Source organism: Streptomyces sp. B93, from assembly GCF_018070565.1.
Lineage (GTDB): Bacteria > Actinomycetota > Actinomycetes > Streptomycetales > Streptomycetaceae > Streptomyces.
The window spans coordinates 36,756-57,964 of sequence record NZ_JAGPXL010000016.1; the positions used below are offsets into that span (position 1 = coordinate 36,756).

Genomic DNA, 21,209 nt, shown 5'->3' on the forward strand with positions numbered 1-21,209 from the left:
CAGGCCCCGGTGGGGGTCTCAGCCCCCCCCAGCGCCAGGCCTCGGTGGGGGCCTCAGCCCCCCAGGGCACCTTCCAGGCTCCCGGTGCCGCCCTCCGTGCCGCCCGTCTCGGTGTCGGTCGGCTCGGTGTCCGTGGGCTCCGTGTCGGTCGGCTCGGTGTCCGTGGGCTCCGTGTCGGTCGGCGCGGTGTTCGTCGGCTGGGTGTCCGTGGGGTCGTCGGTGGGCGTCGGCGACGGCGTCCACGACGGTGTCGGCGTCGGCGTCCAGTTCCAGTCGCCGCCGGTGCCGGTGCCCTGGTCCGTGCCGGGGTCCGTCTCCTCCTCGGTGGCGTCCTCGCTCGGCGTCGGACTGGCCTCCTCGTCGGTGGTGGTCTGGGAGACCGTCGGCGACTGCGTGGTGCCGGGACCGCCCTCCCCGCCGTCGCCGTTGTTCAGGGCCAGTGCGACCCCGGCGGCGATGGCGATCACCGCGAGCACCGCGAGGATCCACAGCTTGCCGCGACCGCTGCCCTTGTTGCCGTGGCCCTCGAAGCCGCCGTCGTCCCCGCCGCCGTAGCCGGAGGGCAGGATCGGCTGCGGGATCTGAGTGGTGCCGGAGGCGTCGGGGTGCGGCATGACGGAGGTGCCCGCCATGCCCATCACCGCGGTCTTGCGCCCGTCGTGGCCGGCCACCGGCCCGGTGTTCCAGGTGCCGGTGTGCCCGCCCTGGTCGTACAGCATCTGGAGGCCGTACTGGACCAGGCCGCGCATCTCCTCGGCGGTCTGGAAGCGGTCGTCGGGCTCCTTGGCGAGCGAGCGCATCACCAGGCCGTCCAGCTCCGGCGGCACCGCGTCGGAGACCTCGGACGGCGGCGTCGGGATGTCCTGGACGTGCTGGTAGACCACCGACAGCGGGGTCTCGCCGACGAACGGCGGGCGCAGGGCGAGCAGTTCGTAGAGCAGACAGCCCGTCGCGTACAGGTCGGAGCGGTGGTCGACGGCCTTGCCGAGCGCCTGCTCCGGGGAGAGGTACTGCGGGGTGCCCATGACCATGCCGGTCTGCGTCATCGTCGTGGACGCGCCGTGCAGGGCGCGCGCGATGCCGAAGTCCATCACCTTGACGGCACCGTTGTCGGTGATGATCACGTTGGCGGGCTTGATGTCGCGGTGCACGATGCCGTGCTGGTGCGAGTAGGCGAGCGCCTCCAGCACCCCCGAGACGATGATCAGGGCCTGCTCCGGGCCGGGCGCCTCGGCGTTGATGAGCAGATCGCGGATGGTCCGCCCCTCGACGATCTCCATCACGATGTACGGCACCGACTGACCGCCGACGACGTCCTCGCCGGAGTCGTACACGGCGACGATGGAGTGGTGGTTCAGCCCGGCGACGGACTGTGCCTCGCGCGTGAAGCGGGCCTTGGAGACCGGGTCCTCGGCGAGATCCGCGCGGAGCAGCTTGACCGCCACGGTGCGCCCGAGGCGTACGTCCTCGGCCGCGAACACCTCGGCCATGCCGCCCCGGCCGAGCCTGCGGGTGAGCCGGTACCGGCCGTCCCCGACAAGCCCTCCGTTGCCCCAGGTCTCCGGCGCGTCCGAGATGCCGCCGCCAGTCGCCTCGGGGTCGGACGGGCCCTGAGCGCGCTGCTGCTGTGCCATCAGTCCTCGCCGTCGTTTCTGCCCGCGGTGCGCGCGGTGTTGTTACGGTCTCCGTCGGCCACGCTACAGCCTCCGCGCCAACCGCCGGTCCGCTATGGGTGCCGGGACCGGCCCGAGACGGACCGGCCATGAAACCGCGCTGACGCTCCGCCGTGCAAATCCTGTGTACCGGGCGTAGGCCCGCTGTAACGCTTCCGCGACGCTTCTTTCGCGTACGGTCACGGAACGGGCACCGAGCTTGACGTGTCAGTGCCCTGGGGCAGACTTGGCCGGGAATAGACACTTTGGATCAAGACAGGTCCAGGCAGATCCTGACGGGGGCCAGGCGGTGGCCCGAAGGACGGTCGGCGGCGCCACGGGCTGTATGGGGGACACGGAGAGATGAGCCAGGACGGCGCGCACAACCAGTACGCGGGGCGGGCGATCGCGGGTGGCCGCTATCAACTGCGTGATCTGCTCGGCCAGGGCGGCATGGCCTCCGTGCACCTCGCCTACGACTCCGTGCTGGACCGCCAGGTCGCGATCAAGACCCTGCACACCGAGCTGGGCCGCGAGCAGGCGTTCCGCGAGCGGTTCCGCCGCGAGGCCCAGGCCGTGGCCAAGCTCACCCACACCAACATCGTCTCGGTGTTCGACACCGGCGAGGACGACGTCGACGGCGTGATGACGCCGTACATCGTCATGGAGTACGTCGAGGGCCGTCCCCTCGGCTCGGTCCTCGACCAGGACGTGCGGCAGTACGGCGCGATGCCCGCCGACAAGGCGCTCAAGATCACCGCGGACGTGCTGGCCGCGCTGGAGATCAGCCACGAGGCGGGGCTGGTCCACCGCGACATCAAGCCGGGCAACGTGATGATGACCAAGCGCGGCGTGGTCAAGGTCATGGACTTCGGCATCGCCCGCGCCATGCAGTCCGGGGTGACGTCGATGACGCAGACCGGCATGGTCGTCGGCACCCCGCAGTACCTCTCCCCCGAACAGGCCCTCGGCCGCGGCGTGGACGCCCGCTCCGACCTGTACTCGGTCGGCATCATGCTGTTCCAGCTGGTCACCGGGCGGCTCCCGTTCGACGCGGACTCGCCGCTGGCCATCGCGTACGCGCATGTGCAGGAGGAGCCGGTGGCTCCGTCCGGCGTCAACCGCTCGCTGCCGCCCGCCGTGGACGCGCTCGTCGCCCGCGCGCTGCGGAAGAACCCGAACGAGCGCTTCCCGACCGCCGACGCCATGCGCGAGGAGTGCCTGCGCGTGGCGTCCTCCTTCCACGCCGCCGCGCCGAGCATCGTGCCCGGCGCGCAGACACCGAGCGGCGCCGGAGTCGGCTCCGCGGTGTTCCCGCCGGTCGACCAGTCCGCCCCGGCGCCCCAGAGCGGCGTCCAGACGCCGTACCAGCCGGCCCCGCAGCCGAACCCGTACAACACCCCGCACCCGTCGGCGCCCTCCCCGGCGTACGGCTATCCGCAGCAGGGCGGCTACCAGACCCCGAACCCGTCCGCGTACACCCCGCAGGGCCCGTCGACGCCGCCGCCGTACAACATCACCCCGCAGGGGCCCTCGGGCGGTGGGGGCCGGAACAAGCCCGTGATCGTCGGCTCGGTCGTGGTGTCCCTGCTCGCCGTCGGCGGGCTGATCGCCGCCCTGATGATGAACGGCGGGGGCGACGAGGGCGGCGGCGGGGCGGAGGGCTCCGCCGATCCCTCGGTGTCGGCCTCGGAGACCCAGGAGGCGGGCTACCGCGGCCCGGACACGTCGAAGAAGATCGACGAGACAGAGTGCAGCGAGCCGCACGAGTCGTACAACGACCCGGACCTGATCCAGCTCCCGGACTTCCGGTACAAGCACATCGACTCGGTGAAGAAGTGCGCGCAGGCCGCGGGCTGGCAGCTGGACATCAAGGACGTCAACGAGAACACCTACGGCGAGGGCGCCGTCATGCAGCAGTTCCCCTCGGCGGGCACGGACGTCGACCCCAACAAGATGCCCGACATCGAGCTGAGTGTGTCCACGGGCAACCCGCCCTCCTGACCCCGGACGAGGACCCCGGACAAGGACACCCCGGACAGGGTCAGGGCCCGGCATCGCCGATGCCGGGCCCGGATGTGGCTGGTCGAGGGGGTACGGGTTACAGGTACGGCCCGCCCGTACGGCCCCCCGGCCCCTGGTGGTCCTCCATCTCCTGGGCGACCCCCGGCGGAAGCGCCCGGCGCATCTGCTCCAGCTGGGCCCTGGCCGCCATCTGCTGCGCGAACAGGGTGGTCTGGATGCCGTGGAACAGGCCCTCCAGCCAGCCGACCAACTGAGCCTGGGCGATCCGCAGTTCCGCGTCGCTCGGGGTGGCCTCGTCGGTGAACGGCAGCGACAGCCGCTCCAGCTCCTCCACCAGCTCCGGCGCCAGACCGTCCTCCAGCTCCTTCACCGAGCTGGCGTGGATCTCCTTGAGGCGGACCCGGCTGGCCTCGTCGAGGGGAGCCGCGCGCACCTCCTCAAGAAGCTGCTTGATCATGCTGCCGATCCGCATGACCTTGGCAGGCTGCTCGACCTGCTCCGTCACCGGGGTCTCGTGGGAGTCGTCGTCCCCGCCGCCGCCGAGTGCCATGCCGTCCTGGCCCACGACCAGGATCCGCTGGGCGTTCTCCGGCGACCTCTCGTTCCTCGGCATCTCCATGCGGCCATTCTCCCCCACACCCATGGCACACCGGACGTCAGGTCAGCCCCGACAGCCGGGCCTCGCAGTGGTCGAGCCAGCGCAGTTCCGCCTCCGCGTGGCAGACCCGCTGTTCCAGCAGCAGCAGCCGCGCCACCTCCTCCGGGTGTCCGGGCGCCGCCCGCGCGAGCGCCCGCTCCCGCTCGCGTACGTACGTCCTGAGCGCCTCGGTCACATGGCGCCGCTGCGTCCGCAGCACCTGCCCCGCGTCGACGCCCGGCGCCGCGACCGCCATCACCAGCTTGATCGCCAGCTCGTCCCGGGGCGGGGTAGCCCGCTCTACGGGCCGCGCGTACCAGGCCCGCAGTTCGGCGCGGCCCGCCTCCGTCAGCGCGTACCGCACCCGCCGGGCCTCGTCGACGCCCTCCTGGACGACCATGCCGTCCCGTTCCAGACGACCGAGGGTCGTGTACACCTGGCCGATGTTGAGCGGCCAGCTCGTCGCCGTCCGTGCCTCGAACTCGGTGCGCAGCTGTGAGCCGTAGCGGGAGCCCGGCTCCAGGAGGGCCAGCAGGCCGTGTCGTATCGACATAAGCGGATTGTGCAGCGGGGTCGGCCCATCGGCGGAGCCCCGAGTGCCGCCTTCGTCGGCCGCTGTGAGGCTGGGAGGGTCCGACTGCTCGATGGGTCCGGCCCGGGAGGGGGTCACGAGGGTGACTCCATGGCTGCGTCTGGTGCGCTGGGGGGCGGTGGTGGCCGCGGTGGCGGTCGGGTGGGGGGCCGGGGGCTTCGTCGCGGGGTACGGCCACGCGACGGCGGACGCGGTGTCCGCCACCCCTTCGCCCTCCCCTTCGTCCCCCCCGGCGGCGTACAGGAAGCCTGCCTCCCCGGCGGCGTACGCGGTGTCCGCACCCCCCTCGTCCTCCCCGGCGGCATACACGAAGCCTGCCTCCCCAGCGGCGTACGCGGTGTCCGCATCCCCCCCGTCCTCCCCCTTGCCGTCCGTGTCCGGCGATGCCCCGCGGCGGGCCGGAAGTTCCGCCGGGGAGGGGCGGGCGCGGCCCGGGCGGCCGGTGGAGCCGGGGGCCGAGGTGCCGTCCACGGCCCCCGCCGCGTCCGCCGGGCCCCCGCAGCGGGCCACGGCCGTCCCCGTGCCCCCCGCGCCGCCCGAGCAGCCCGTACGGCAGGCGGGCGGGGGCGCCGAGCCCGTGCTGCGGATCCTGCCGCTCGGCAGCGGGCTGGTCCTCATCGGCCTCGGGCTCGGGCTCGCCTTCGTGGGGCTGCGGGTGCGGCGCGGGGCCGGATGAGCCGGTTCAGGACGTGACCAGCAGGACCTTGCCCACGTGACCGCTCTCCTCCAGCAGCCGGTGCGCCTCGGACGCCTGCGGCATCGGCAGCTCACGGTCGACGACCGGCCGCACATGACCGCCGGACAGCAGCGGCCACACATGCTCCCGTACGGCCGCGACGATCGCCGCCTTCTCGCTCAGCGGGCGCGCCCGCAGCGAGGTCGCGCTGATCGCGGCGCGCTTGGCGAGCAGCGCGCCGATGTTCAGCTCGCCCTTGACCCCGCCCTGCATCCCGATGATCGCCAGCCGTCCGTTCACGGCCAGCGCCCTGACGTTGCGGTCCAGGTACTTGGCACCCATGTTGTCGAGGATCACGTCGGCGCCCGCGCCGCCGGTGGCCTCCCTGATCTCGGCGACGAAGTCCTGCTCCCGGTAGTTGATCAGGATGTCGGCGCCCAGCTCGGCGCAGCGCTCCAGCTTCTCCTCGCTGCCCGCGGTGACGGCGACCTTGGCACCGACGGCCTTGGCGAGCTGGATGGCCATGGTGCCGATGCCGCTGGAGCCGCCGTGCACGAGGAGGGTCTCGCCAGGGCGCAGATGGGCGACCATGAAGACGTTCGACCAGACCGTGCAGGTCACCTCGGGCAGCGCGGCGGCCTCGACCAGGCCGACGCCCTCGGGCAGCGGCAGCAGCTGGCCGGCGGGGACGGCGACCCGCTCGGCGTAGCCGCCGCCGGACAGCAGGGCGCACACCTCGTCGCCGACCGACCAGCCGCCGACGCCGGGTCCGACCGCGGCGATCCGGCCGGAGCACTCCAGGCCGGGGTAGCGGGATGCGCCGGGCGGGGGGTCGTAGAAGCCCTGGCGTTGCAGCAGGTCGGCGCGGTTGACGGCGCTGGCCGCCACCTCGACCAGGACCTCGCCCTCGCCGGGCACCGGGTCGGGGACCTCGTCCCACACCAGCGCCTCGGGCCCTCCAGGTTCGGGAATCGTGATCGCATGCATACGGGGGACGCTACTCCTCGGTCCTGCGGCCGATCCGTTTCCGCCTCCGGACGGAGTCAGGGGTGCGTCGTCGGTCGGATCCGCAGGAAATTCCGGTGCGGGACCGATGAGTTTGCGGGACGGTAAAGGTCTCCCCATGCGTAGCCCATGTACGCGGAAGGACACCCCACCATGAGCGAGCGAAGTCCAGGCCTGGCCATCGAGACCGCGGGCCTGGTGAAGACGTTCGGTGAGACCAGGGCCGTCGACGGCGTCGACCTCGCCGTGCCGACGGGCACGGTCTACGGCGTCCTCGGCCCCAACGGCGCCGGAAAGACCACCACCGTCAAGATGCTCGCCACCCTGCTGCGGCCGGACGGCGGCGAGGCCCGTGTCTTCGGCCACGACGTCGTGCGCGAGGCCGACGAGGTGCGCGGCCGGGTCAGCCTCACCGGGCAGTACGCGTCCGTCGACGAGGACCTGACCGGCAGCGAGAACCTGGTCCTGCTGGGCCGCCTCCTCGGGCACGGCAAGCGGGCCGCACGCGAGCGCGGCGACCAGCTGCTGGCGGCGTTCGGACTGACCGAGGCGGCCGGGAAGCAGGTCAAGCACTACTCCGGCGGTATGCGGCGCCGTATCGACATCGCCGCGTCCATCCTCAACACCCCCGATCTGCTGTTCCTGGACGAGCCGACCACCGGTCTCGACCCGCGCAGCCGCAACCAGGTGTGGGACATCGTGCGCGCGGTCGTCTCCCAGGGCACCACCGTGCTGCTGACCACGCAGTACCTCGACGAGGCCGACCAGCTGGCGTCCCGGATCGCGGTCATCGACCGCGGCAAGGTGATCGCCGAGGGCACCAAGGGCGAGCTGAAGGCGTCCGTGGGCGCCGGGTCCGTCCATCTGCGGCTGCGGGACCCGGCGCAGCGCCCGCAGGCCGAGCAGGTCCTGCGGCTGGCGCTGGACGCCGATGTGCAGCTGGAGCCCGATCCCGTGGCGCTGACGGCCCGGGTGGGCGCCGGGGCTTCGAACGGCCAGGGCGCGGCCGAGCAGGCGGCGCGGGCGCTGGCGGAACTGGCCCGCGGCGGCGTCGTCGTGGACAACTTCTCGCTGGGTCAGCCCAGTCTGGACGAGGTGTTCCTCGCCCTCACCGGCCATGACACGCATGCCGGTTCCCCCGACGGCACCGAGAGCGAGGCGGCGGCATGAGCACCGCGACCACCACCGAGACCAAGGAACTCGCCCCCGTCAGCGCCGAGTCGCTCGCCGCGCTGCTGGTCGCCAGGGAGCGTCCGCCGCGGCCGAGCGCCTGGTCGGCCTCGCTGACCTTCGGCTGGCGGGCGATCCTGAAGATCAAGCACGTACCCGAGCAGCTCTTCGACGTCACCGCCTTCCCGATCATGATGGTGCTGATGTACACGTACCTGTTCGGCGGGGCGCTGGCCGGTTCGCCGAAGGAGTACATCCAGTTCCTGCTGCCCGGCATCCTGGTGATGTCGGTCGTGATGATCACGATGTACACCGGGGTCTCGGTCAACACGGACATCGAGAAGGGCGTCTTCGACCGGTTCCGCACCCTGCCGATCTGGCGGCCGTCGGTGATGGTCGGCTATCTCCTCGGCGACGCCCTGCGCTACACGATCGCGTCCGTGGTGATGCTGACGGTCGGCATGATCCTCGGCTACCGGCCGGACGGCGGCGTCGGCGGTGTGCTCGTCGGGATCGCGCTGCTGGTGCTGTTCTCCTTCGCGTTCTCCTGGATCTGGACGATGTTCGGGCTGCTGCTGCGCACCGAGAAGTCGGTGATGGGCGTCAGCATGATGGTGATCTTCCCGCTCACCTTCCTGTCCAACGTCTTCGTCGACCCGCACACCATGCCGGGCTGGCTCCAGGCCTTCGTCAACAACAGCCCGATCACGCATCTGGCGTCGGCGGTGCGCGGACTGATGGCGGGCGACTGGCCCGCCGCCGAGATCGCCTGGTCGCTCGGGTGGGCCGCGCTGTTCGTCCTGGTCTTCGGACCGGTCACGATGCGGCTGTACAACCGCAAGTAGGCCTCTGCCACCCCGTCAGTCGCGCGGCCCGCGCCGGTTCTTCTCCGGCGTGGTCCGTACGACGGTGATCAGCCGGTCGGTCAGCTCCAGCCGCCCGATGGCCGGATCGTCGTAGCCGAGGACCCGGTGCCCGCGGACGACGCTCACCACCATGTCGTCCGTCTCGCGCGGGCTCAGCCCCACCTCCGCCCGGGTCACCGGCCGCTCCACCATCTCCAGTCCGGTGCCGCGCCGGATCAGGTCCTCCATCACCAGACCGGCCGCCGGGCTGAGCACGGACAGTCCCAGCAGCCGCCCCGCCGCACCCGAGCTGGTGACCACCTCGTCCGCGCCGGACTGCTTCAGCAGCGGCGCGTTCTCCTCCTCCCGCACCGCGGCCACGATCTTCGCTCCCTGGTTGATCTGCCGGGCCGTCAGCGCCACCAGTACGGCGGTGTCGTCCCGGCCCGTCGAGATCACGATCCGCCCGGCCCGCTGCACCTCGGCCCGCCGCAGGACATCGCTGCGCGTGCCGTCGCCGACCACGCCCGAGTAGCCCTCGCCGATGGCCGCGTCGATGACCTTGGCCGAGGTGTCGACGACGGCGACCTGGTCCTTCCTCAGCCCGGCCGCGCAGACGGCGTGGATCGTGGCCCGCCCCTTCGTGCCGAAGCCGATGACAACGGTGTGGTCGCGCACGTGAGTTCTCCAGTGGGGTCGGGCGGGCAGGTGACGGACGGGTGACCCGGTGAGCGTGACCGCGAGCGGTCGGAGACCATGGTGCCCACTGTCCGGATCAGCAGGACCACAGGGGGCCCGCGTTGCCAGGAGACGAGCAATCACCTTCCCGGTCGGGGCGATTGTCCCTCTTCCGATCACTCTGGACCCGCTCACAGCGGGAGGCCCGGGACGACGCCGAGGCGGGCCGCTCCATCAACATGCCCACCCAGACCGTCCTGCCACCGCTCCAACAGGTGCTGCGGCGGCTGGCCATGGCCCTGCTGGTCCTGGTGACCACCACCCTGATCGTCTACTTCGACCGTGAGGGTTACAACGACAACCTCGACGGTTCCATCGACCTGCTCGACGCCGCCTACTACGCCACCGTCACACTCTCCACCACCGGCTACGGCGACATCACCCCGGCCAGTGACGCGGCCCGGGTCACCAACATCTTCGTCATCACCCCCCTGCGCGTGATGTTCCTGATCATCCTGGTCGGCACCACGCTGGAGGTGCTCACCGAACGCACCCGGCAGCAGGTCCGCATCCACCGGTGGCGGCACCGCACCCGCGACCATGTGGTGGTCATCGGCTACGGCACCAAGGGGCGGCACGCCGTACGGACTCTGCTCGCCCAGGGCATCCCCCGGGACCGGATCGTCGTCGTGGACGCACTGGGCAAGAACGCCGAGTCGGCCGGCGATGACGGTCTGGTCGCGGTGACCGGTGACGCCACCCGGTCCGAGACCCTGCTCAAGGCTGAGGTACAGCGCGCAGCGCAGGTCATCGTCGCCCCCCAGCGCGACGAGGCGGCCACGCTCATCACCCTGACCGCCCGCCAGCTCAACCGGCGCGCCACGATCGTCGCGGCCGTCCGCGAGGACGAGAACGTCCCGCTGCTGCGCCAGAGCGGCGCGGACACCGTGGTGACCAGCTCCAGCTCCGCCGGTCGGCTCCTGGGAATGTCCCTGGTCAGCCCGCCCGTGGCCCGGACGCTGGAGGATCTGATGACGATCGGCAGCGGCCTGGACCTCATCGAGCGGCCGGTGGCCCCCGGTGAGGTGGGACGACCGCCCCATGAGAGCACCGAGCTGGTCCTGGCCGTGGTGCGCGACAAGACCGTCCTGGACTTCACCGACCCCCGGCTGACGGAGCTACGGAAGGGGGACCAGGTGGTCACCATCGCACGGGCGGCTGTTTCACGTGAAACACACGCTGATTCCTGAAGCCGCCCAGGGCAGATCGAGGATCTCCGTCTCCTGACCCATCCGGGCCCCACCGGGCGCTACGACCGCCAGCGCGTCGGCCGCCGCGACACCGCGCAGCATCGCCGGGCCGTTGTAGTGCAGCGGCGCGGCCCGGTCGCCCCGCAGCGCCACGGGCACCAGCCGGGTGTCGTACGGATGCCCCTGCACCGCCTCCGCCAGCGGCAGCGCATACGGCTCCGGCGCCGGGCGGGCGGAGAGGGTCCGCAGCAGCGGCTCGGCGAGCGTGAGCAGACCGGAGACCGCGGCGAGCGGGTTGCCGGGGAGCCCGACGAGGTGCTGGTCCTCCTTGGTGCGGGCCAGCAGCATCGGGTGTCCGGGGCGCACCTTGACGCCGTTCACCAGCAGCTCGGCACCGACGCGGCGCAGGGTGGGGTGGACATGGTCCACCGGCCCCGCGGCGGTGCCGCCGGTGGTGACGATCAGATCGGCGGTGCTGTCCCTGACCGCGCGGTACAGCACCTCGGCGTCGTCGCCGAGTCGGCGCACGGCGGTGATCTCGGCGCCGAGCGCGCGCAGCCAGGGCGGCAGCAGCGGGCCGAGCGCGTCCCTGATCAGGCCGTCGTGCGGGAGTCCCTCGGTGAGCAGTTCATCGCCCAGGACGAAGACCTCGGCGGTGGGGCGGGGGACCGCGGTGAGGGTGTCGTACCCGGCGGCGGCCGCGAGACCGAGCACGGCCGGGGTCACCAGGGCGCCGACCGGCAGCAGTTGGTCGCCGCTGCGGCACTCCTGGCCGCGTGGGCGGATGTCCTGGCCGTGGCCGACCGGGCCGTGGGTGCCGTGCAGCCGGCCTTTCTCGTCGGTGCGGCCGTGCTCACTGCGGAGCACGGCGGTGGTCCCGGCGGGGATACGGGCGCCGGTCGCGATCCGGACGGCCTCGCCGTCACCGAGCGGCGCGGGTTCGGCGTGCCCGGCGAGGACGCCTTCGTCCCGGACGTCCCAGGGGCCGGGCCCGGCGACCGCCCAGCCGTCCATCGCCGAGCTGTCGAAGGACGGCAGGTCGGTGAGGGCGGTCAGGGGAGCGGCCAGGGTGAGGCCGAGCGCGGAGTCCAGGGTCACCGAGACCAGCTCCCGGCGGGCACCGGCGCGGCGCCCGGCCCGCTCGGCGATCGCCCGCGCGTCGGGCCAGGGGGTGGCTCTGTGGTGGGTGTCGTGTGCTGTGCGGGTCGCCTGTGACTCCGGTGATCCATGGGGCGCCTGGGGCCGCTGGGACGACGGCTGTCCATGCGGGGGGTCCGGGTGCTTGACCAGGGCGAGCGCCTCCTCGACGTCGAGGTCGTCGGCGTCCTGCTCGGTCCGGGTGCCGGGGGCGGTCATCCGGCGTCCGGGCGGGTGTCCGGAGTGGCGTCCGGGGCCGCGTCCGGCTTCCCGGGAGCCTTGGTGTCCTCCTCGGACCAGCGCAGGGCCAGGGCCGCGGCCTTGCGGGCGGCCTCGGCGACCTCCTGTGGGCCGCCCTTGGCCTGCGCGGCCGCGTAGCCGACCAGGAACGTGGTCAGGGGCGCCGCGGGCCGGGCCACGTTGTGCGCGGCGTCCCGGGCCAGGTCGAGCAGGACGCCGGTGTCGACGTCGAGTTCGATGCCCAGCTCGTCCTTGACTGCGGAAATCCATTCATCCAACACGTGCCCATGCTCCCTGATGCGTGCCCTGGCGATGGCGATGTCGTCCCAGGTGTCGCAGTCGAAGGCCGCGACGGGGTCCGGGACCCGGGTGAGGTGGAGACCGGCGGTCAGCAGCCGCAGCGGCAGCCCGGTCAGGCCGCCCCGCTCCTCGGTGACCGAGGCCAGCCCCCGGCGCAGCGCCGCGGCCCGGTACACGGCCACCAGCGGTTGTGCCCGGCCTTCGGCATCGATGAGCTGCGCGCCGTCGGCGCCGCCGGTCCGCAGGGCGTCCCGCAGCCGCCGCACGGTTCCCGTGTCGAGGAACGGCAGGTCGGCCGAGGCGACCAGGACCAGCTCCGCCGTGCTGTGCCGCAGCCCGGCGCCGAGGGCGGCGAGCGGTCCGCCGCCCGGCGGGTCCTCGCGCGCCCACAGCACGGGCCGGGCGGTCTCCCGGGGCTCGGCGACGACGACCGTGCGCCGGGCGTCGGCACAGGCCGCCAGCACCCGGTCGAGCAGTGCCCGGCCGCCGACCCGCACTCCGGGCTTGTCCACGCCGCCGAGCCGCCGTGCGCCACCACCGGCGAGCACGACGGCGTCGTAGGCCGTCGTGTCCTCGGTGGACCGGCTCGCGGGGGGCTGGTGTTCGGTCACCCCCCGAGTATGCGGGCCGGGCGGATCACAGGGAACGAGGACGGAGGACCTCATCACCAGGGCCATTGGGCCCCTGGGAAACACGGGCCCCGGGGATCACAGGGTGCGCAGGAGCACCGCCGGTTGTTCCACGCAGTCGGCGACGTAGCGCAGGAAGCCGCCCGCCGTGCCGCCGTCGCAGACCCGGTGGTCGAAGGTGAGCGAGAGCTGTACGACCTGCCGCACCGCCAGCTCGCCGTCGTGCACCCAGGGCTTGGGGACGATCCGGCCGACGCCGAGCATGGCCGCCTCGGGGTGGTTGATGATCGGCGTGGAGCCGTCGACGCCGAACACGCCGTAGTTGTTCAGCGTGAAGGTGCCGCCGGTCAGCTCCGCGGGGGTGAGCGTCCCGGCGCGGGCCGCGTCGGTCAGCCTCGCGAACTCGGCGGTCAGCGACTCCGCGTCGCGGGTGTGCGCGTCCCGGACCACCGGCACGACCAGGCCGCGCTCGGTCTGGGCCGCGAAGCCGAGGTGCACCCGGTCGAGCCGGACGACCTCCCGGGCCGCCGTGTCGACCGTGGAGTTCAGCTCGGGGAACCGTGCGAGGGCCGCGGTGCAGATCCTGGCCAGCAGCGCGACGAGGCTGATCCTCGGCCCGCCGGACGCGTTCATCGCGGTGCGGGCGCGCATCAGCTCCGTGGCGTCGGCGTCCACCCAGCAGGTCGCGTCCGGTATCTCGCGCCTGCTGCGGGAGAGCTTGTCGGCGACGGCGCCGCGGATGCCCTTGAGCGGGACGCGGGTCTCGCCGGGGGCGGCCGGTGCCTCCGGGGCGGGCGCCTCGCTGCGCGGCTGTGCGGTCGCCGCCGGGCGGGCCTGTGCCGCGGCCGCCCGCAGCGCGTACTCGACGTCCGCGCGCAGGATCAGCCCGTCGGGCCCGGAGCCGGTCAGCTCCCGCAGGTCGAGCCCGTTCTCCCGAGCGAGCCGCCGCACGAGGGGCGAGATCACGGGGACGGGGCCCTCACCGCGGTGGCCGTTGGCAGGCCGAGCGGGGGCGGTGCCGGGAGCTGACGGGGCGTTGCCCGGCGCCGACGGCGGCGAACCGGGGTCCGCCGGGACGGCGTCGGCCGCACCGGACGCGGGACTGGGCGGCGTAGGGCGGACCCTTCTGCGCCGGGCCGGGGCCGCGCCGGTGCCGTACCCGACGAGGACGTTGCCCGAGCCCTCGCCCTGCTGCCGGGCCGGGGCCGCCTCCGCGCGGGCGGACCCGTCCGCGACCGCACCGGCACGGGAAGCGGTCCGCGGCTCAGGGGAGCCGGAGGCCGCCGCGCCCACCGCGACCGTCAGCAGCGGCGCGCCCACGGGCAGCTCGGTGCCCTCCTCGCCGAAGCGGGCGGTGACCACACCGCCGTAGGGGCAGGGCACCTCGACCATCGCCTTGGCCGTCTCGACCTCGACGACCGGCTGGTCGACCTCGACCAGGTCCCCGACCTCGACGAGCCAGCGCACGATCTCCGCTTCGGTGAGCCCCTCGCCGAGGTCGGGCAGCCTGAACTCCAGACTGTGCATCTCAGAAGCACCTGCCATCAGCTCTCGGCCTCCCATTGCAGACGCGCCACGGCGTCCAGGATCCGGTCGACGCCGGGCAGATGATGCCGTTCCAGCATCGGCGGCGGATAGGGGATGTCGAACCCGGCCACGCGCAGCACCGGCGCCTCCAGGTGGTGGAAGCAGCGCTCCGTGACCCGGGCCGCGATCTCCCCGCCCGGTCCGCCGAACCCGCCCGACTCATGGACGACGACCGCTCGCCCGGTCCGCCGTACCGAGGAACAGACCGTCTCGTCGTCGAACGGCACCAGGGAGCGCAGGTCAACGACTTCGAGGTCCCACCCCTCGGCCCGCGCCGCCTCGGCGGCTTCGAGGCAGACGGGTACGGACGGCCCGTACGTGATGAGCGTGGCGCTCCGGCCGGAGCGCCGCACCACCGCGCGGCCTATCGGTTCAACGGTCCCGGGCTCCTCCGGGTTCCAGGCGTCCTTCGACCAGTACAGCCGCTTGGGCTCCAGGAAGACCACCGGGTCGTCGGAGGCGATGGCGGCGCGCAGCAGGCCGTAGGCGTCGGCGACGGTCGCGGGCGTGACGACATGGAGCCCCGGAGTCGCCATGTAGTACGCCTCGGAGGAGTCGCTGTGGTGTTCCACGCCGCCGATGCCGCCGCCGTAGGGGACGCGGACGGTGATCGGCAGCGGCATCGCGCCGCGGGTGCGGTTGCGCATCCGGGAGACATGGCTGATCAGCTGTTCGAAGGCCGGGTAGGCGAAGGCGTCGAACTGCATCTCCACGACCGGGCGCAGCCCGTACATGGCCATGCCGACCGCGGTGCCGAGGATGCCCGCCTCGGCGAGCGGGGTGTCCGTGCAGCGGTCATCGCCGAACTCCTTGGCGAGTCCGTCGGTGACGCGGAAGACACCGCCGAGGGTGCCGACGTCCTCGCCGAGGACGTGCACGGCCGGGTCGGCGGCCATCGCGTCGCGCAACGCGCGCGTGAGGGCCTGCGCCATGGTGGCGGGCTTCACGGCGACCGTGGTCATCAGTGCGCCCCTTCCTGCTCGGCGGCCAGCTCGGCGTCCAGCTGCGCCCGCTGTTCGCGCAGCTGGGGTGTGGGCTCGGCGTAGACGTGGGCGAAGAGGTCCGCCGGGTCCAGGACCGGGTCCTGGTTCATGCGGGCGCGCAGGTCGGCGGCGAAGGCCTCGGCGGCGTCCCGGGCGGCCCGGACGCCGTCCTCGTCGAGCAGGCCACGGGCGGTCAGCTCCCGCTCCAGCAGCTGGACGGGGTCGTGGTCGCGCCAGGCGTAGACCTCGGAGTCACCGCGGTAGCGCTTGTCGTCGTCGGCGTTGGTGTGTGCCTCCATGCGGTACGTCACCGCCTCCACGAGGGTGGGGCCGCCGCCCGCGCGGGCGTGCCGTACCGCCTCGCTGAGCACCTCGTGCACGGCCGCGGCGTCGTTGCCGTCGACCAGGCGGCCCGGCATCCCGTACCCGACGGCCTTGTGGGCCAGGGTCGGGGCGGCGGTCTGCTTGGCGAGCGGCACGGAGATCGCGAAGCCGTTGTTCTGGACCAGGAAGACGACCGGGGCCTGCCACACGGCGGCGAAGTTCAGCGCCTCGTGGAAGTCGCCCTCGCTGGTGCCGCCGTCGCCGACCATGGCGAGCGCGACCACGTCGTCGCCCTTGAGCCGGGCGGCGTGCGCCAGCCCGACGGCGTGCGGGAGCTGGGTGGCGAGGGGGGTGGACAGGGGGGCCACGCGGTGCGCGTGCGGGTCGTAGCCGGTGTGCCAGTCGCCGCGCAGCAGGGTGAGCGCCTCGACGGGGTCGACGCCGCGCGCGACGACGGCGAGCGTGTCGCGGTAGCTGGGGAAGAGCCAGTCACGGTCCTCCAGGGCGAGCGCGGCGGCGACCTCGCAGGCCTCCTGGCCGGTGCTGGAGGGATAGACGGCGAGGCGGCCCTGCTTGGTGAGGGCGGTGGCCTGCGTGTTGTAGCGGCGGCCGCGCACCAGCTCGGTGTGCAGACGGCGCAGCAGCGCGGGGTCGGCCTGGGCGGCGGCCTCGGTGCCGAGGACGCGGTACGGGGCCGCGTCGGGCAGCAGCGGCGCGGGGTCGGTGCGGGGCTGCCAGGCGGGCGGCGGCGACGGCCGATACGCGCCACGCTGCTCCATGACCGTCATGACGGCACCTCCTCGTGGGAGCGGCTGAGAAGAGGCGCGCGGGTGTGATGCGCCTCACCTACCGATTGTTCGGTCGTCGGCACATTTTGGCTACAGGCACCCATGGGCTGTGGACAAACGGTTCTCCACAGCCTGTGATGGACGCAGTACGTCCATGCTACGGAGGCGGGGGGACATGGCATCTGAACAAATGGCCGGGGGTGCGGACGCCGGCGGCCCGGCGCCGCCCGCACCGCCCGCGCGTCCCCTCGACGCCGTCGACCAGGACATCCTGCGGATGCTCCAGGCGGACGGCCGGGCGTCGATACGGTCGGTCGCGGAGCGCGTGCACGTCTCGCGCGCCAACGCCTACGCGCGCATCAACCGGCTGGTCGAGGACGGGGTGATCCGCGGCTTCGGCGCCCGGGTCGACCATGAGCGCGCGGGCCAGGGCACCTCGGCGTACATCACCCTGAAGATCGTCCAGAACTCCTGGCGCACGGTCCGCGAGCGGCTCCGCCAGCTGCCCGGCGCGGCGCACATCGCCCTGGTGGGCGGCGACTTCGACGTCCTGCTGCTGGTGCACACCCCGGACAACCGCGCCCTGCGCGAGCTGGTCCTCACCCGGCTCCAGGCGATCCCCGAGGTGCTCAGCACCCGCACCCTGCTGGTGTTCGAGGAGGAGGACCTGGAACCGCCGGGCTGAGCCGGTCCCCTCCCCGTGGCGTCAGCCCTGCCGCAGCCCCGCGAACGCCACCCGCACCACCGCGTCGGCCACCTCACGCTCGCCCATGCCGCGGCCGTCCGGGCGGTACCACTCGACGATCGAGTTGACCATCCCGAAGACCAGCCGGGTCGCGAGCCGCACCTCCACGTCGTCCCGTATGTCCCCGTCGGCCGCCGCCGCCTTCAGCAGCTCGGCGACCCGGTGGTCGAACTCCCGGCGCCGCTCCAGCGCCCACCGCTCGGTGCCGGTGTTGCCCCGCACCCGCAGCAGCAGCGTCACATAGGGCAGCTCGGATATCAGCACCTCGACCATGCGCCGTACGACGTGCTCCAGGCGGTCGGCGGGGCTCCCCACGCGCGCGTGGTCCTCGTCGAGGATGCCGAAGAGGCCGTCCAGCGCCCGGCTCACCGCACGGCGCAGCAGCTCCTCCTTGCCGGAGACATGGTGGTAGATCGAGGACTTGGAGATCCCGGCCGCCTTGGACAGGTGCTCCATGGACGTGCCGTCGTAGCCGCGCTCGTTGAAGACCCGCACGGCGACCGACAGCAGCGTCTCCGGCGTGTAGGTGTCGCGCTTGGCGGTGGTCATGAGGTGCTGCCCTCCCGTTTGTCGGAGGCGTAGGCGTGGCGGTAGAGCGCCAGGGACGGCGCATACCGGCCGGACGGGTCGCGCAGGTGCAGGTCGTCGAGGAGGGCGTACGCCCAGTTGCGGCCCAGGCGGCGGCTCCACTCGAAGGGACCCAGAGGGTAGTTGACGCCGAGCCGCATCGCGGTGTCGATGTCCTCCTCGGTCGCCACGCCCTTGGCCACCGCGTCGTGCGCGAGGTCGACGATCCGCGCGACCGTGCGGGCGACGATCATGCCGGGCACGTCGCCGATGACGCTGACCTTCTTGCCGAGCGCCTGGAACAGGCCGGTGGCCTCGGTGAGGGTCGTCGAGGAGGTGTCCTGGGAGGCGGACAGGGCGATGCGGGTGGCGCGCCGGTAGTCCAGGGCGAGGTCGAAGTAGACGACGTCGCGGAACTCCACGGACGTCTGGCCGTCCGCGAGCGCCAGCTGGCCACCGCCGGGCAGCACCAGCCGGGTGCCGTGGTCCTCTTCCTCCTCACGGACCTGGATGCCCGCCTCGCGGATCAGCGCGAGCAGGTCGGAGGCCGGGCCGAGGTCGCCCTCGGCGACGACGTAGGCGGGCGGCGGGGCCTGCTCGGCGGTGTGCGGTTCGGGGCGCTCGGCGGCCCCGTCGGCGCCCGAGTAGTCGTACCAGCCGTGGCCGCTCTTGCGGCCGAGCCTGCCGGACTCGACCAGCCGCCGCTGGGCGAGCGAGGGCGTGAAGCGCACGTCCTGGAAGAAGGACTGCCAGACGGAGTGCGTCACGGACTCGTTGACGTCCTGCCCGATCAGGTCGGTCAGTTCGAAGGCGCCCATCCTGAAGCCGCCGCTCTCGCGCAGCACCGCGTCGATGGTGGCGGGGTCGGCGCCCTGCGCCTCCAGGACCGCGAAGGCCTCGGCGTAGAAGGGCCGGGCGATGCGGTTGACGATGAAGCCGGGGGTGTCCGCGCAGGCGACCGGCGTCTTGCCCCAGGCGCGGGCGGTCTCGTACGCGCGCGTGGCGTACGTGACGTCGGTGGCGAACCCGGAGACCACCTCGACCAGCGGCAGCAGCGGCGCCGGGTTGAAGAAGTGCAGGCCCACGAAGCGGCCGGGGTTGCGCAGCGCGCCGCCGATCGCGGTCACCGACAGGGAGGAGGTGTTGGTGGCGAGCAGGCAGTCGTCGCCGACGATGTCCTCCAGCTCGCGGAACAGCTCCTGCTTGACGTCGAGCCGCTCCAGGGCCGCCTCGACGACGAGGGCGCAGTCGGCCAGCTCGGCGAGGCCCTCGGCGGGCAGCAGCCGGGCACGGGCGGCGTCCCGCTCGGCACCGGTCAGCCGGTCCTTCGCCACGAGCCGGTCGAGCCGGGCGCCGATCGCGTCGGCCGCCTCGCGGGCGCGGCCGGGCAGGGCGTCGTACAGCCGTACGGGATGCCCGGCGACCAGCGCCACCTGGGCGATGCCCTGGCCCATGGTGCCGGTCCCCACGACGGCCACGGCGCTGCTGAGGTCGAGTGCTGTCATGGGCGCGATCCTCCCGCACGGGGTTGTCCACAGATGCGGCGGACCCCCTTGTCCCGACCGATCGTTCGGTTACTCTAACTCTGACCACTCTGTCCCGCCCCCGCTTTGAGCTGCCCCTCTTGTTGTTTCCGCCAGGTCAAGGACTCGACGAGGAGTCCCCCAGACGAGGAGTTGGACCCGCATGGCCGCCGCACTCACCGCTGACCAGCTGATCGCCCAGCACCGGCCCACCCTCGACCAGGCGCTGGAAGCGATCCGCACGCGCGCGTACTGGTCCCCCCATCCCGAGCACCCCAAGGCCTACGGCGAGCACGGCAGCCTGGACGCGGCCGCCGGCAAGGCCGCCTTCGACGCCCTGCTGGGCACCCGCCTCGACCTGGACCAGCCCGGCACCGACGACTGGGTGGGCGGCGAGGTCTCGCCGTACGGCGTCGAGCTGGGCGTGACCTATCCGCACGCGGACGTCGACGTACTGCTGCCCGCCATGAGGGCCGGACAGCGCGCCTGGCGGGACGCGGGCCCGGAGCTGCGCGCGCTGGTCTGCGTGGAGATCCTCAAGCGGATCAGCGACCGGACGCACGAGTTCGCCCACGCGGTCATGCACACGTCCGGCCAGGCCTTCATGATGGCGTTCCAGGCGGGCGGCCCGCACGCGCAGGACCGCGGCCTGGAGGCGGTGGCCTACGCCTACGCGGAGCAGGTCCGCACCCCCGGGACCGCCGAGTGGACCAAGCCGCAGGGCAAGCGCGACCCCCTCGCCCTCACCAAGGAGTTCACGCCGGTCCCGCGCGGGGTCGCGCTGCTCATCGGCTGCAACACCTTCCCGACCTGGAACGGCTATCCGGGCCTGTTCGCCTCCCTCGCCACCGGCAACGCCGTGCTGGTCAAGCCGCACCCGCGCGCGGTGCTGCCGCTCGCGCTGACCGTCCAGGCCGCCCGGCAGGTGCTCACCGAGGCGGGTTTCGACCCCAACCTGGTCGCGCTGGCCGCCGAGCGGGGCGGCGAGGGCATCGCCAAGACGCTCGCCGTCCGGCCCGAGATCCGGATCATCGACTACACCGGCTCCACGGCGTTCGGCGACTGGCTGGAGGCCAACGCCCGCCAGGCGCAGGTGTACACCGAGAAGGCGGGCGTCAACACGGTCGTCGTGGAGTCCACCGGCGACTACAAGGGCATGCTGTCCAACCTGGCGTTCTCCCTGTCGCTGTACAGCGGCCAGATGTGCACCACCCCGCAGAACCTGCTGATCCCGCGCGGCGGCGTCGCCACCGACGACGGCCACAAGTCCTACGACGAGGTGGTGGCCGACCTCGCGCGCGCGGTGGACGGCCTGCTCGGCGACGACGCCCGCGCGAACGCGCTGCTCGGCGCGATCGTCAACCCGGACGTCAAGGCCCGTCTGGAGGCCGCCGCGGGCCTCGGCGAGGTCGCCCTCGCCTCCCGCGAGATCGCCCACCCGGACTTCCCGGACGCCGTCGTGCGCACCCCGGTGATCGTGAAGCTGGACGGGGCCAAGCCCGACGCCGAGGCCGCCTACATGAGCGAGTGCTTCGGGCCGGTGTCGTTCGCCGTCGCCGTCGACTCGGCCGCCGACGCGGTCGAGCTGCTGCGGCGCACCATCAGGGAGAAGGGCGCGATGACGGTCGGCGCGTACACCACCGACCCGGAGGTGGAGCAGGCCGTGGCGGAGGTCTGCCTGGACGAGGCCGCCCAGCTGTCGCTCAACCTGACCGGCGGGGTGTACGTCAACCAGACGGCCGCCTTCTCCGACTTCCACGGCTCCGGCGGCAACCCGGCGGCCAACTCCGCGCTGTGCGACGGCGCCTTCGTGGCCAACCGCTTCCGGGTGGTGGAGGTGCGCCGCGAGGCGTGAC

The 21,209-nt window shown here is 72.9% G+C and carries 18 protein-coding genes and 1 pseudogene; 7 read left to right on the plus strand and 12 right to left on the minus strand.

Features of this window, described 5'->3' with window-relative positions; all coding sequences use genetic code 11:
* Positions 1 to 53: 53 nt before the first annotated feature.
* Positions 54 to 1,634 carry a protein kinase gene (locus KBY47_RS17755; protein WP_210922127.1) on the minus strand — a complete coding sequence of 527 codons (1,581 nt, stop codon included), beginning with the start codon at positions 1,632 to 1,634 and terminating at the stop codon, positions 54 to 56.
* A gap of 381 nt (positions 1,635 to 2,015) precedes the next feature.
* Here KBY47_RS17755 and KBY47_RS17760 point away from each other — a divergent pair, with 381 nt between their 5' ends.
* Positions 2,016 to 3,656 carry a protein kinase gene (locus KBY47_RS17760; protein WP_210922128.1) on the plus strand — a complete coding sequence of 547 codons (1,641 nt, stop codon included), beginning with the start codon at positions 2,016 to 2,018 and terminating at the stop codon, positions 3,654 to 3,656.
* Between the two features lie 97 nt (positions 3,657 to 3,753).
* Here the strand turns inward: KBY47_RS17760 and KBY47_RS17765 are convergent, their stop codons facing one another.
* Positions 3,754 to 4,296, minus strand: a complete 543-nt coding sequence (locus KBY47_RS17765) for a bacterial proteasome activator family protein (RefSeq protein ID WP_210922129.1) — start codon at positions 4,294 to 4,296, stop codon at positions 3,754 to 3,756.
* A gap of 37 nt (positions 4,297 to 4,333) precedes the next feature.
* Positions 4,334 to 4,867, minus strand: coding sequence for a PadR family transcriptional regulator (locus tag KBY47_RS17770; protein WP_210922130.1), 534 nt, complete (start codon positions 4,865 to 4,867; stop codon positions 4,334 to 4,336).
* A 412-nt stretch (positions 4,868 to 5,279) separates the two neighbouring features.
* Here KBY47_RS17770 and KBY47_RS17775 point away from each other — a divergent pair, with 412 nt between their 5' ends.
* On the plus strand, positions 5,280 to 5,582 hold the full coding sequence (locus KBY47_RS17775; RefSeq protein ID WP_210922131.1) for a hypothetical protein: 303 nt from the start codon (positions 5,280 to 5,282) through the stop codon (positions 5,580 to 5,582).
* Between the two features lie 6 nt (positions 5,583 to 5,588).
* On the opposite strand, the gene KBY47_RS17780 is transcribed toward KBY47_RS17775, so the two are convergent.
* Positions 5,589 to 6,569, minus strand: coding sequence for an NAD(P)H-quinone oxidoreductase (locus KBY47_RS17780; RefSeq protein ID WP_210922132.1), 981 nt, complete (start codon positions 6,567 to 6,569; stop codon positions 5,589 to 5,591).
* Positions 6,570 to 6,740: 171 nt separating this feature from the next.
* On the opposite strand from KBY47_RS17780, the gene KBY47_RS17785 reads away from it, so the two are divergent.
* Together KBY47_RS17785 and KBY47_RS17790 are read left to right on the plus strand one after the other, a co-directional pair.
* Positions 6,741 to 7,757, plus strand: a complete 1,017-nt coding sequence (locus KBY47_RS17785) for an ATP-binding cassette domain-containing protein (RefSeq protein WP_210922133.1) — start codon at positions 6,741 to 6,743, stop codon at positions 7,755 to 7,757.
* On the plus strand, positions 7,754 to 8,602 hold the full coding sequence (locus tag KBY47_RS17790; protein ID WP_210922134.1) for an ABC transporter permease: 849 nt from the start codon (positions 7,754 to 7,756) through the stop codon (positions 8,600 to 8,602). Before KBY47_RS17785 ends, KBY47_RS17790 begins: the two co-directional genes overlap by 4 nt.
* A 15-nt stretch (positions 8,603 to 8,617) precedes the next feature.
* On the opposite strand, the pseudogene KBY47_RS17795 reads toward KBY47_RS17790, so the two are convergent.
* Positions 8,618 to 9,292 (minus strand): annotated as a pseudogene (locus KBY47_RS17795) (TrkA family potassium uptake protein); the annotation flags it as partial.
* A 149-nt stretch (positions 9,293 to 9,441) separates the two neighbouring features.
* On the opposite strand from KBY47_RS17795, the gene KBY47_RS17800 reads away from it, so the two are divergent.
* Entirely contained in the window at positions 9,442 to 10,530 is a 1,089-nt protein-coding gene (locus KBY47_RS17800; protein ID WP_247694859.1) for a TrkA family potassium uptake protein, read from the plus strand.
* Here the strand turns inward: KBY47_RS17800 and KBY47_RS17805 are convergent.
* The 5 genes from KBY47_RS17805 to pdhA all read right to left on the minus strand — a co-directional run bounded on the left by KBY47_RS17805 (position 10,504) and on the right by pdhA (position 16,518).
* Positions 10,504 to 11,886 carry a molybdopterin molybdotransferase MoeA gene (locus KBY47_RS17805; protein ID WP_210922136.1) on the minus strand — a complete coding sequence of 461 codons (1,383 nt, stop codon included), beginning with the start codon at positions 11,884 to 11,886 and terminating at the stop codon, positions 10,504 to 10,506. The genes KBY47_RS17800 and KBY47_RS17805 overlap by 27 nt on opposite strands.
* On the minus strand, positions 11,883 to 12,818 hold the full coding sequence (locus tag KBY47_RS17810) for an NTP transferase domain-containing protein (RefSeq protein WP_308405191.1): 936 nt from the start codon (positions 12,816 to 12,818) through the stop codon (positions 11,883 to 11,885). Before KBY47_RS17810 ends, KBY47_RS17805 begins: the two co-directional genes overlap by 4 nt.
* Before the next feature lie 96 nt (positions 12,819 to 12,914).
* Positions 12,915 to 14,381, minus strand: coding sequence for a dihydrolipoamide acetyltransferase family protein (locus KBY47_RS17815; protein WP_210922138.1), 1,467 nt, complete (start codon positions 14,379 to 14,381; stop codon positions 12,915 to 12,917).
* On the minus strand, positions 14,381 to 15,385 hold the full coding sequence (locus tag KBY47_RS17820; protein WP_210922139.1) for an alpha-ketoacid dehydrogenase subunit beta: 1,005 nt from the start codon (positions 15,383 to 15,385) through the stop codon (positions 14,381 to 14,383). The genes KBY47_RS17815 and KBY47_RS17820 overlap by 1 nt, the downstream gene beginning before the upstream one ends.
* On the minus strand, positions 15,385 to 16,518 hold the full coding sequence (gene pdhA / locus KBY47_RS17825) for a pyruvate dehydrogenase (acetyl-transferring) E1 component subunit alpha (protein ID WP_210922140.1): 1,134 nt from the start codon (positions 16,516 to 16,518) through the stop codon (positions 15,385 to 15,387). Before pdhA ends, KBY47_RS17820 begins: the two co-directional genes overlap by 1 nt.
* 175 nt (positions 16,519 to 16,693) lie before the next feature.
* Between pdhA and KBY47_RS17830 the strand changes: the two genes are divergently transcribed.
* The gene (locus KBY47_RS17830) at positions 16,694 to 17,203 is read left to right on the plus strand and encodes an Lrp/AsnC family transcriptional regulator (RefSeq protein ID WP_210922141.1); all 510 of its coding nucleotides are present in this window, start codon (positions 16,694 to 16,696) and stop codon (positions 17,201 to 17,203) included.
* A 21-nt stretch (positions 17,204 to 17,224) separates the two neighbouring features.
* Here the strand turns inward: KBY47_RS17830 and KBY47_RS17835 are convergent, their stop codons facing one another.
* Together KBY47_RS17835 and KBY47_RS17840 are read right to left on the minus strand one after the other, a co-directional pair.
* Entirely contained in the window at positions 17,225 to 17,812 is a 588-nt protein-coding gene (locus KBY47_RS17835; RefSeq protein WP_210922142.1) for a TetR/AcrR family transcriptional regulator, read from the minus strand.
* Complete coding sequence (locus tag KBY47_RS17840; RefSeq protein WP_210922143.1) at positions 17,809 to 19,335, minus strand: 3-hydroxyacyl-CoA dehydrogenase; 1,527 nt, start codon at positions 19,333 to 19,335, stop codon at positions 17,809 to 17,811. The genes KBY47_RS17835 and KBY47_RS17840 overlap by 4 nt, the downstream gene beginning before the upstream one ends.
* Before the next feature lie 181 nt (positions 19,336 to 19,516).
* Between KBY47_RS17840 and paaN the strand changes: the two genes are divergently transcribed.
* Positions 19,517 to 21,208: a phenylacetic acid degradation protein PaaN gene (gene paaN / locus KBY47_RS17845; protein WP_210922144.1), complete on the plus strand. Its 1,692-nt coding sequence runs from the start codon at positions 19,517 to 19,519 to the stop codon at positions 21,206 to 21,208.
* Position 21,209: the final 1 nt, after the last annotated feature.

What these genes read in the sequence shown, in the direction of transcription:
- KBY47_RS17755 (WP_210922127.1), bottom strand. Translation starts at nt 1,634, where the DNA reads ATGGCACAGCAGCAGCGCGCTCAGGGCCCGTCCGACCCCGAGGCGACT.
- KBY47_RS17760 (WP_210922128.1), top strand. Translation starts at nt 2,016, where the DNA reads ATGAGCCAGGACGGCGCGCACAACCAGTACGCGGGGCGGGCGATCGCG.
- KBY47_RS17765 (WP_210922129.1), bottom strand. Translation starts at nt 4,296, where the DNA reads ATGGAGATGCCGAGGAACGAGAGGTCGCCGGAGAACGCCCAGCGGATC.
- KBY47_RS17770 (WP_210922130.1), bottom strand. Translation starts at nt 4,867, where the DNA reads ATGTCGATACGACACGGCCTGCTGGCCCTCCTGGAGCCGGGCTCCCGC.
- KBY47_RS17780 (WP_210922132.1), bottom strand. Translation starts at nt 6,569, where the DNA reads ATGCATGCGATCACGATTCCCGAACCTGGAGGGCCCGAGGCGCTGGTG.
- KBY47_RS17785 (WP_210922133.1), top strand. Translation starts at nt 6,741, where the DNA reads ATGAGCGAGCGAAGTCCAGGCCTGGCCATCGAGACCGCGGGCCTGGTG.
- KBY47_RS17790 (WP_210922134.1), top strand. Translation starts at nt 7,754, where the DNA reads ATGAGCACCGCGACCACCACCGAGACCAAGGAACTCGCCCCCGTCAGC.
- KBY47_RS17805 (WP_210922136.1), bottom strand. Translation starts at nt 11,886, where the DNA reads ATGACCGCCCCCGGCACCCGGACCGAGCAGGACGCCGACGACCTCGAC.
- KBY47_RS17815 (WP_210922138.1), bottom strand. Translation starts at nt 14,381, where the DNA reads ATGGCAGGTGCTTCTGAGATGCACAGTCTGGAGTTCAGGCTGCCCGAC.
- KBY47_RS17820 (WP_210922139.1), bottom strand. Translation starts at nt 15,385, where the DNA reads ATGACCACGGTCGCCGTGAAGCCCGCCACCATGGCGCAGGCCCTCACG.
- pdhA (WP_210922140.1), bottom strand. Translation starts at nt 16,518, where the DNA reads ATGACGGTCATGGAGCAGCGTGGCGCGTATCGGCCGTCGCCGCCGCCC.
- KBY47_RS17830 (WP_210922141.1), top strand. Translation starts at nt 16,694, where the DNA reads ATGGCATCTGAACAAATGGCCGGGGGTGCGGACGCCGGCGGCCCGGCG.
- KBY47_RS17835 (WP_210922142.1), bottom strand. Translation starts at nt 17,812, where the DNA reads ATGACCACCGCCAAGCGCGACACCTACACGCCGGAGACGCTGCTGTCG.
- KBY47_RS17840 (WP_210922143.1), bottom strand. Translation starts at nt 19,335, where the DNA reads ATGACAGCACTCGACCTCAGCAGCGCCGTGGCCGTCGTGGGGACCGGC.
- paaN (WP_210922144.1), top strand. Translation starts at nt 19,517, where the DNA reads ATGGCCGCCGCACTCACCGCTGACCAGCTGATCGCCCAGCACCGGCCC.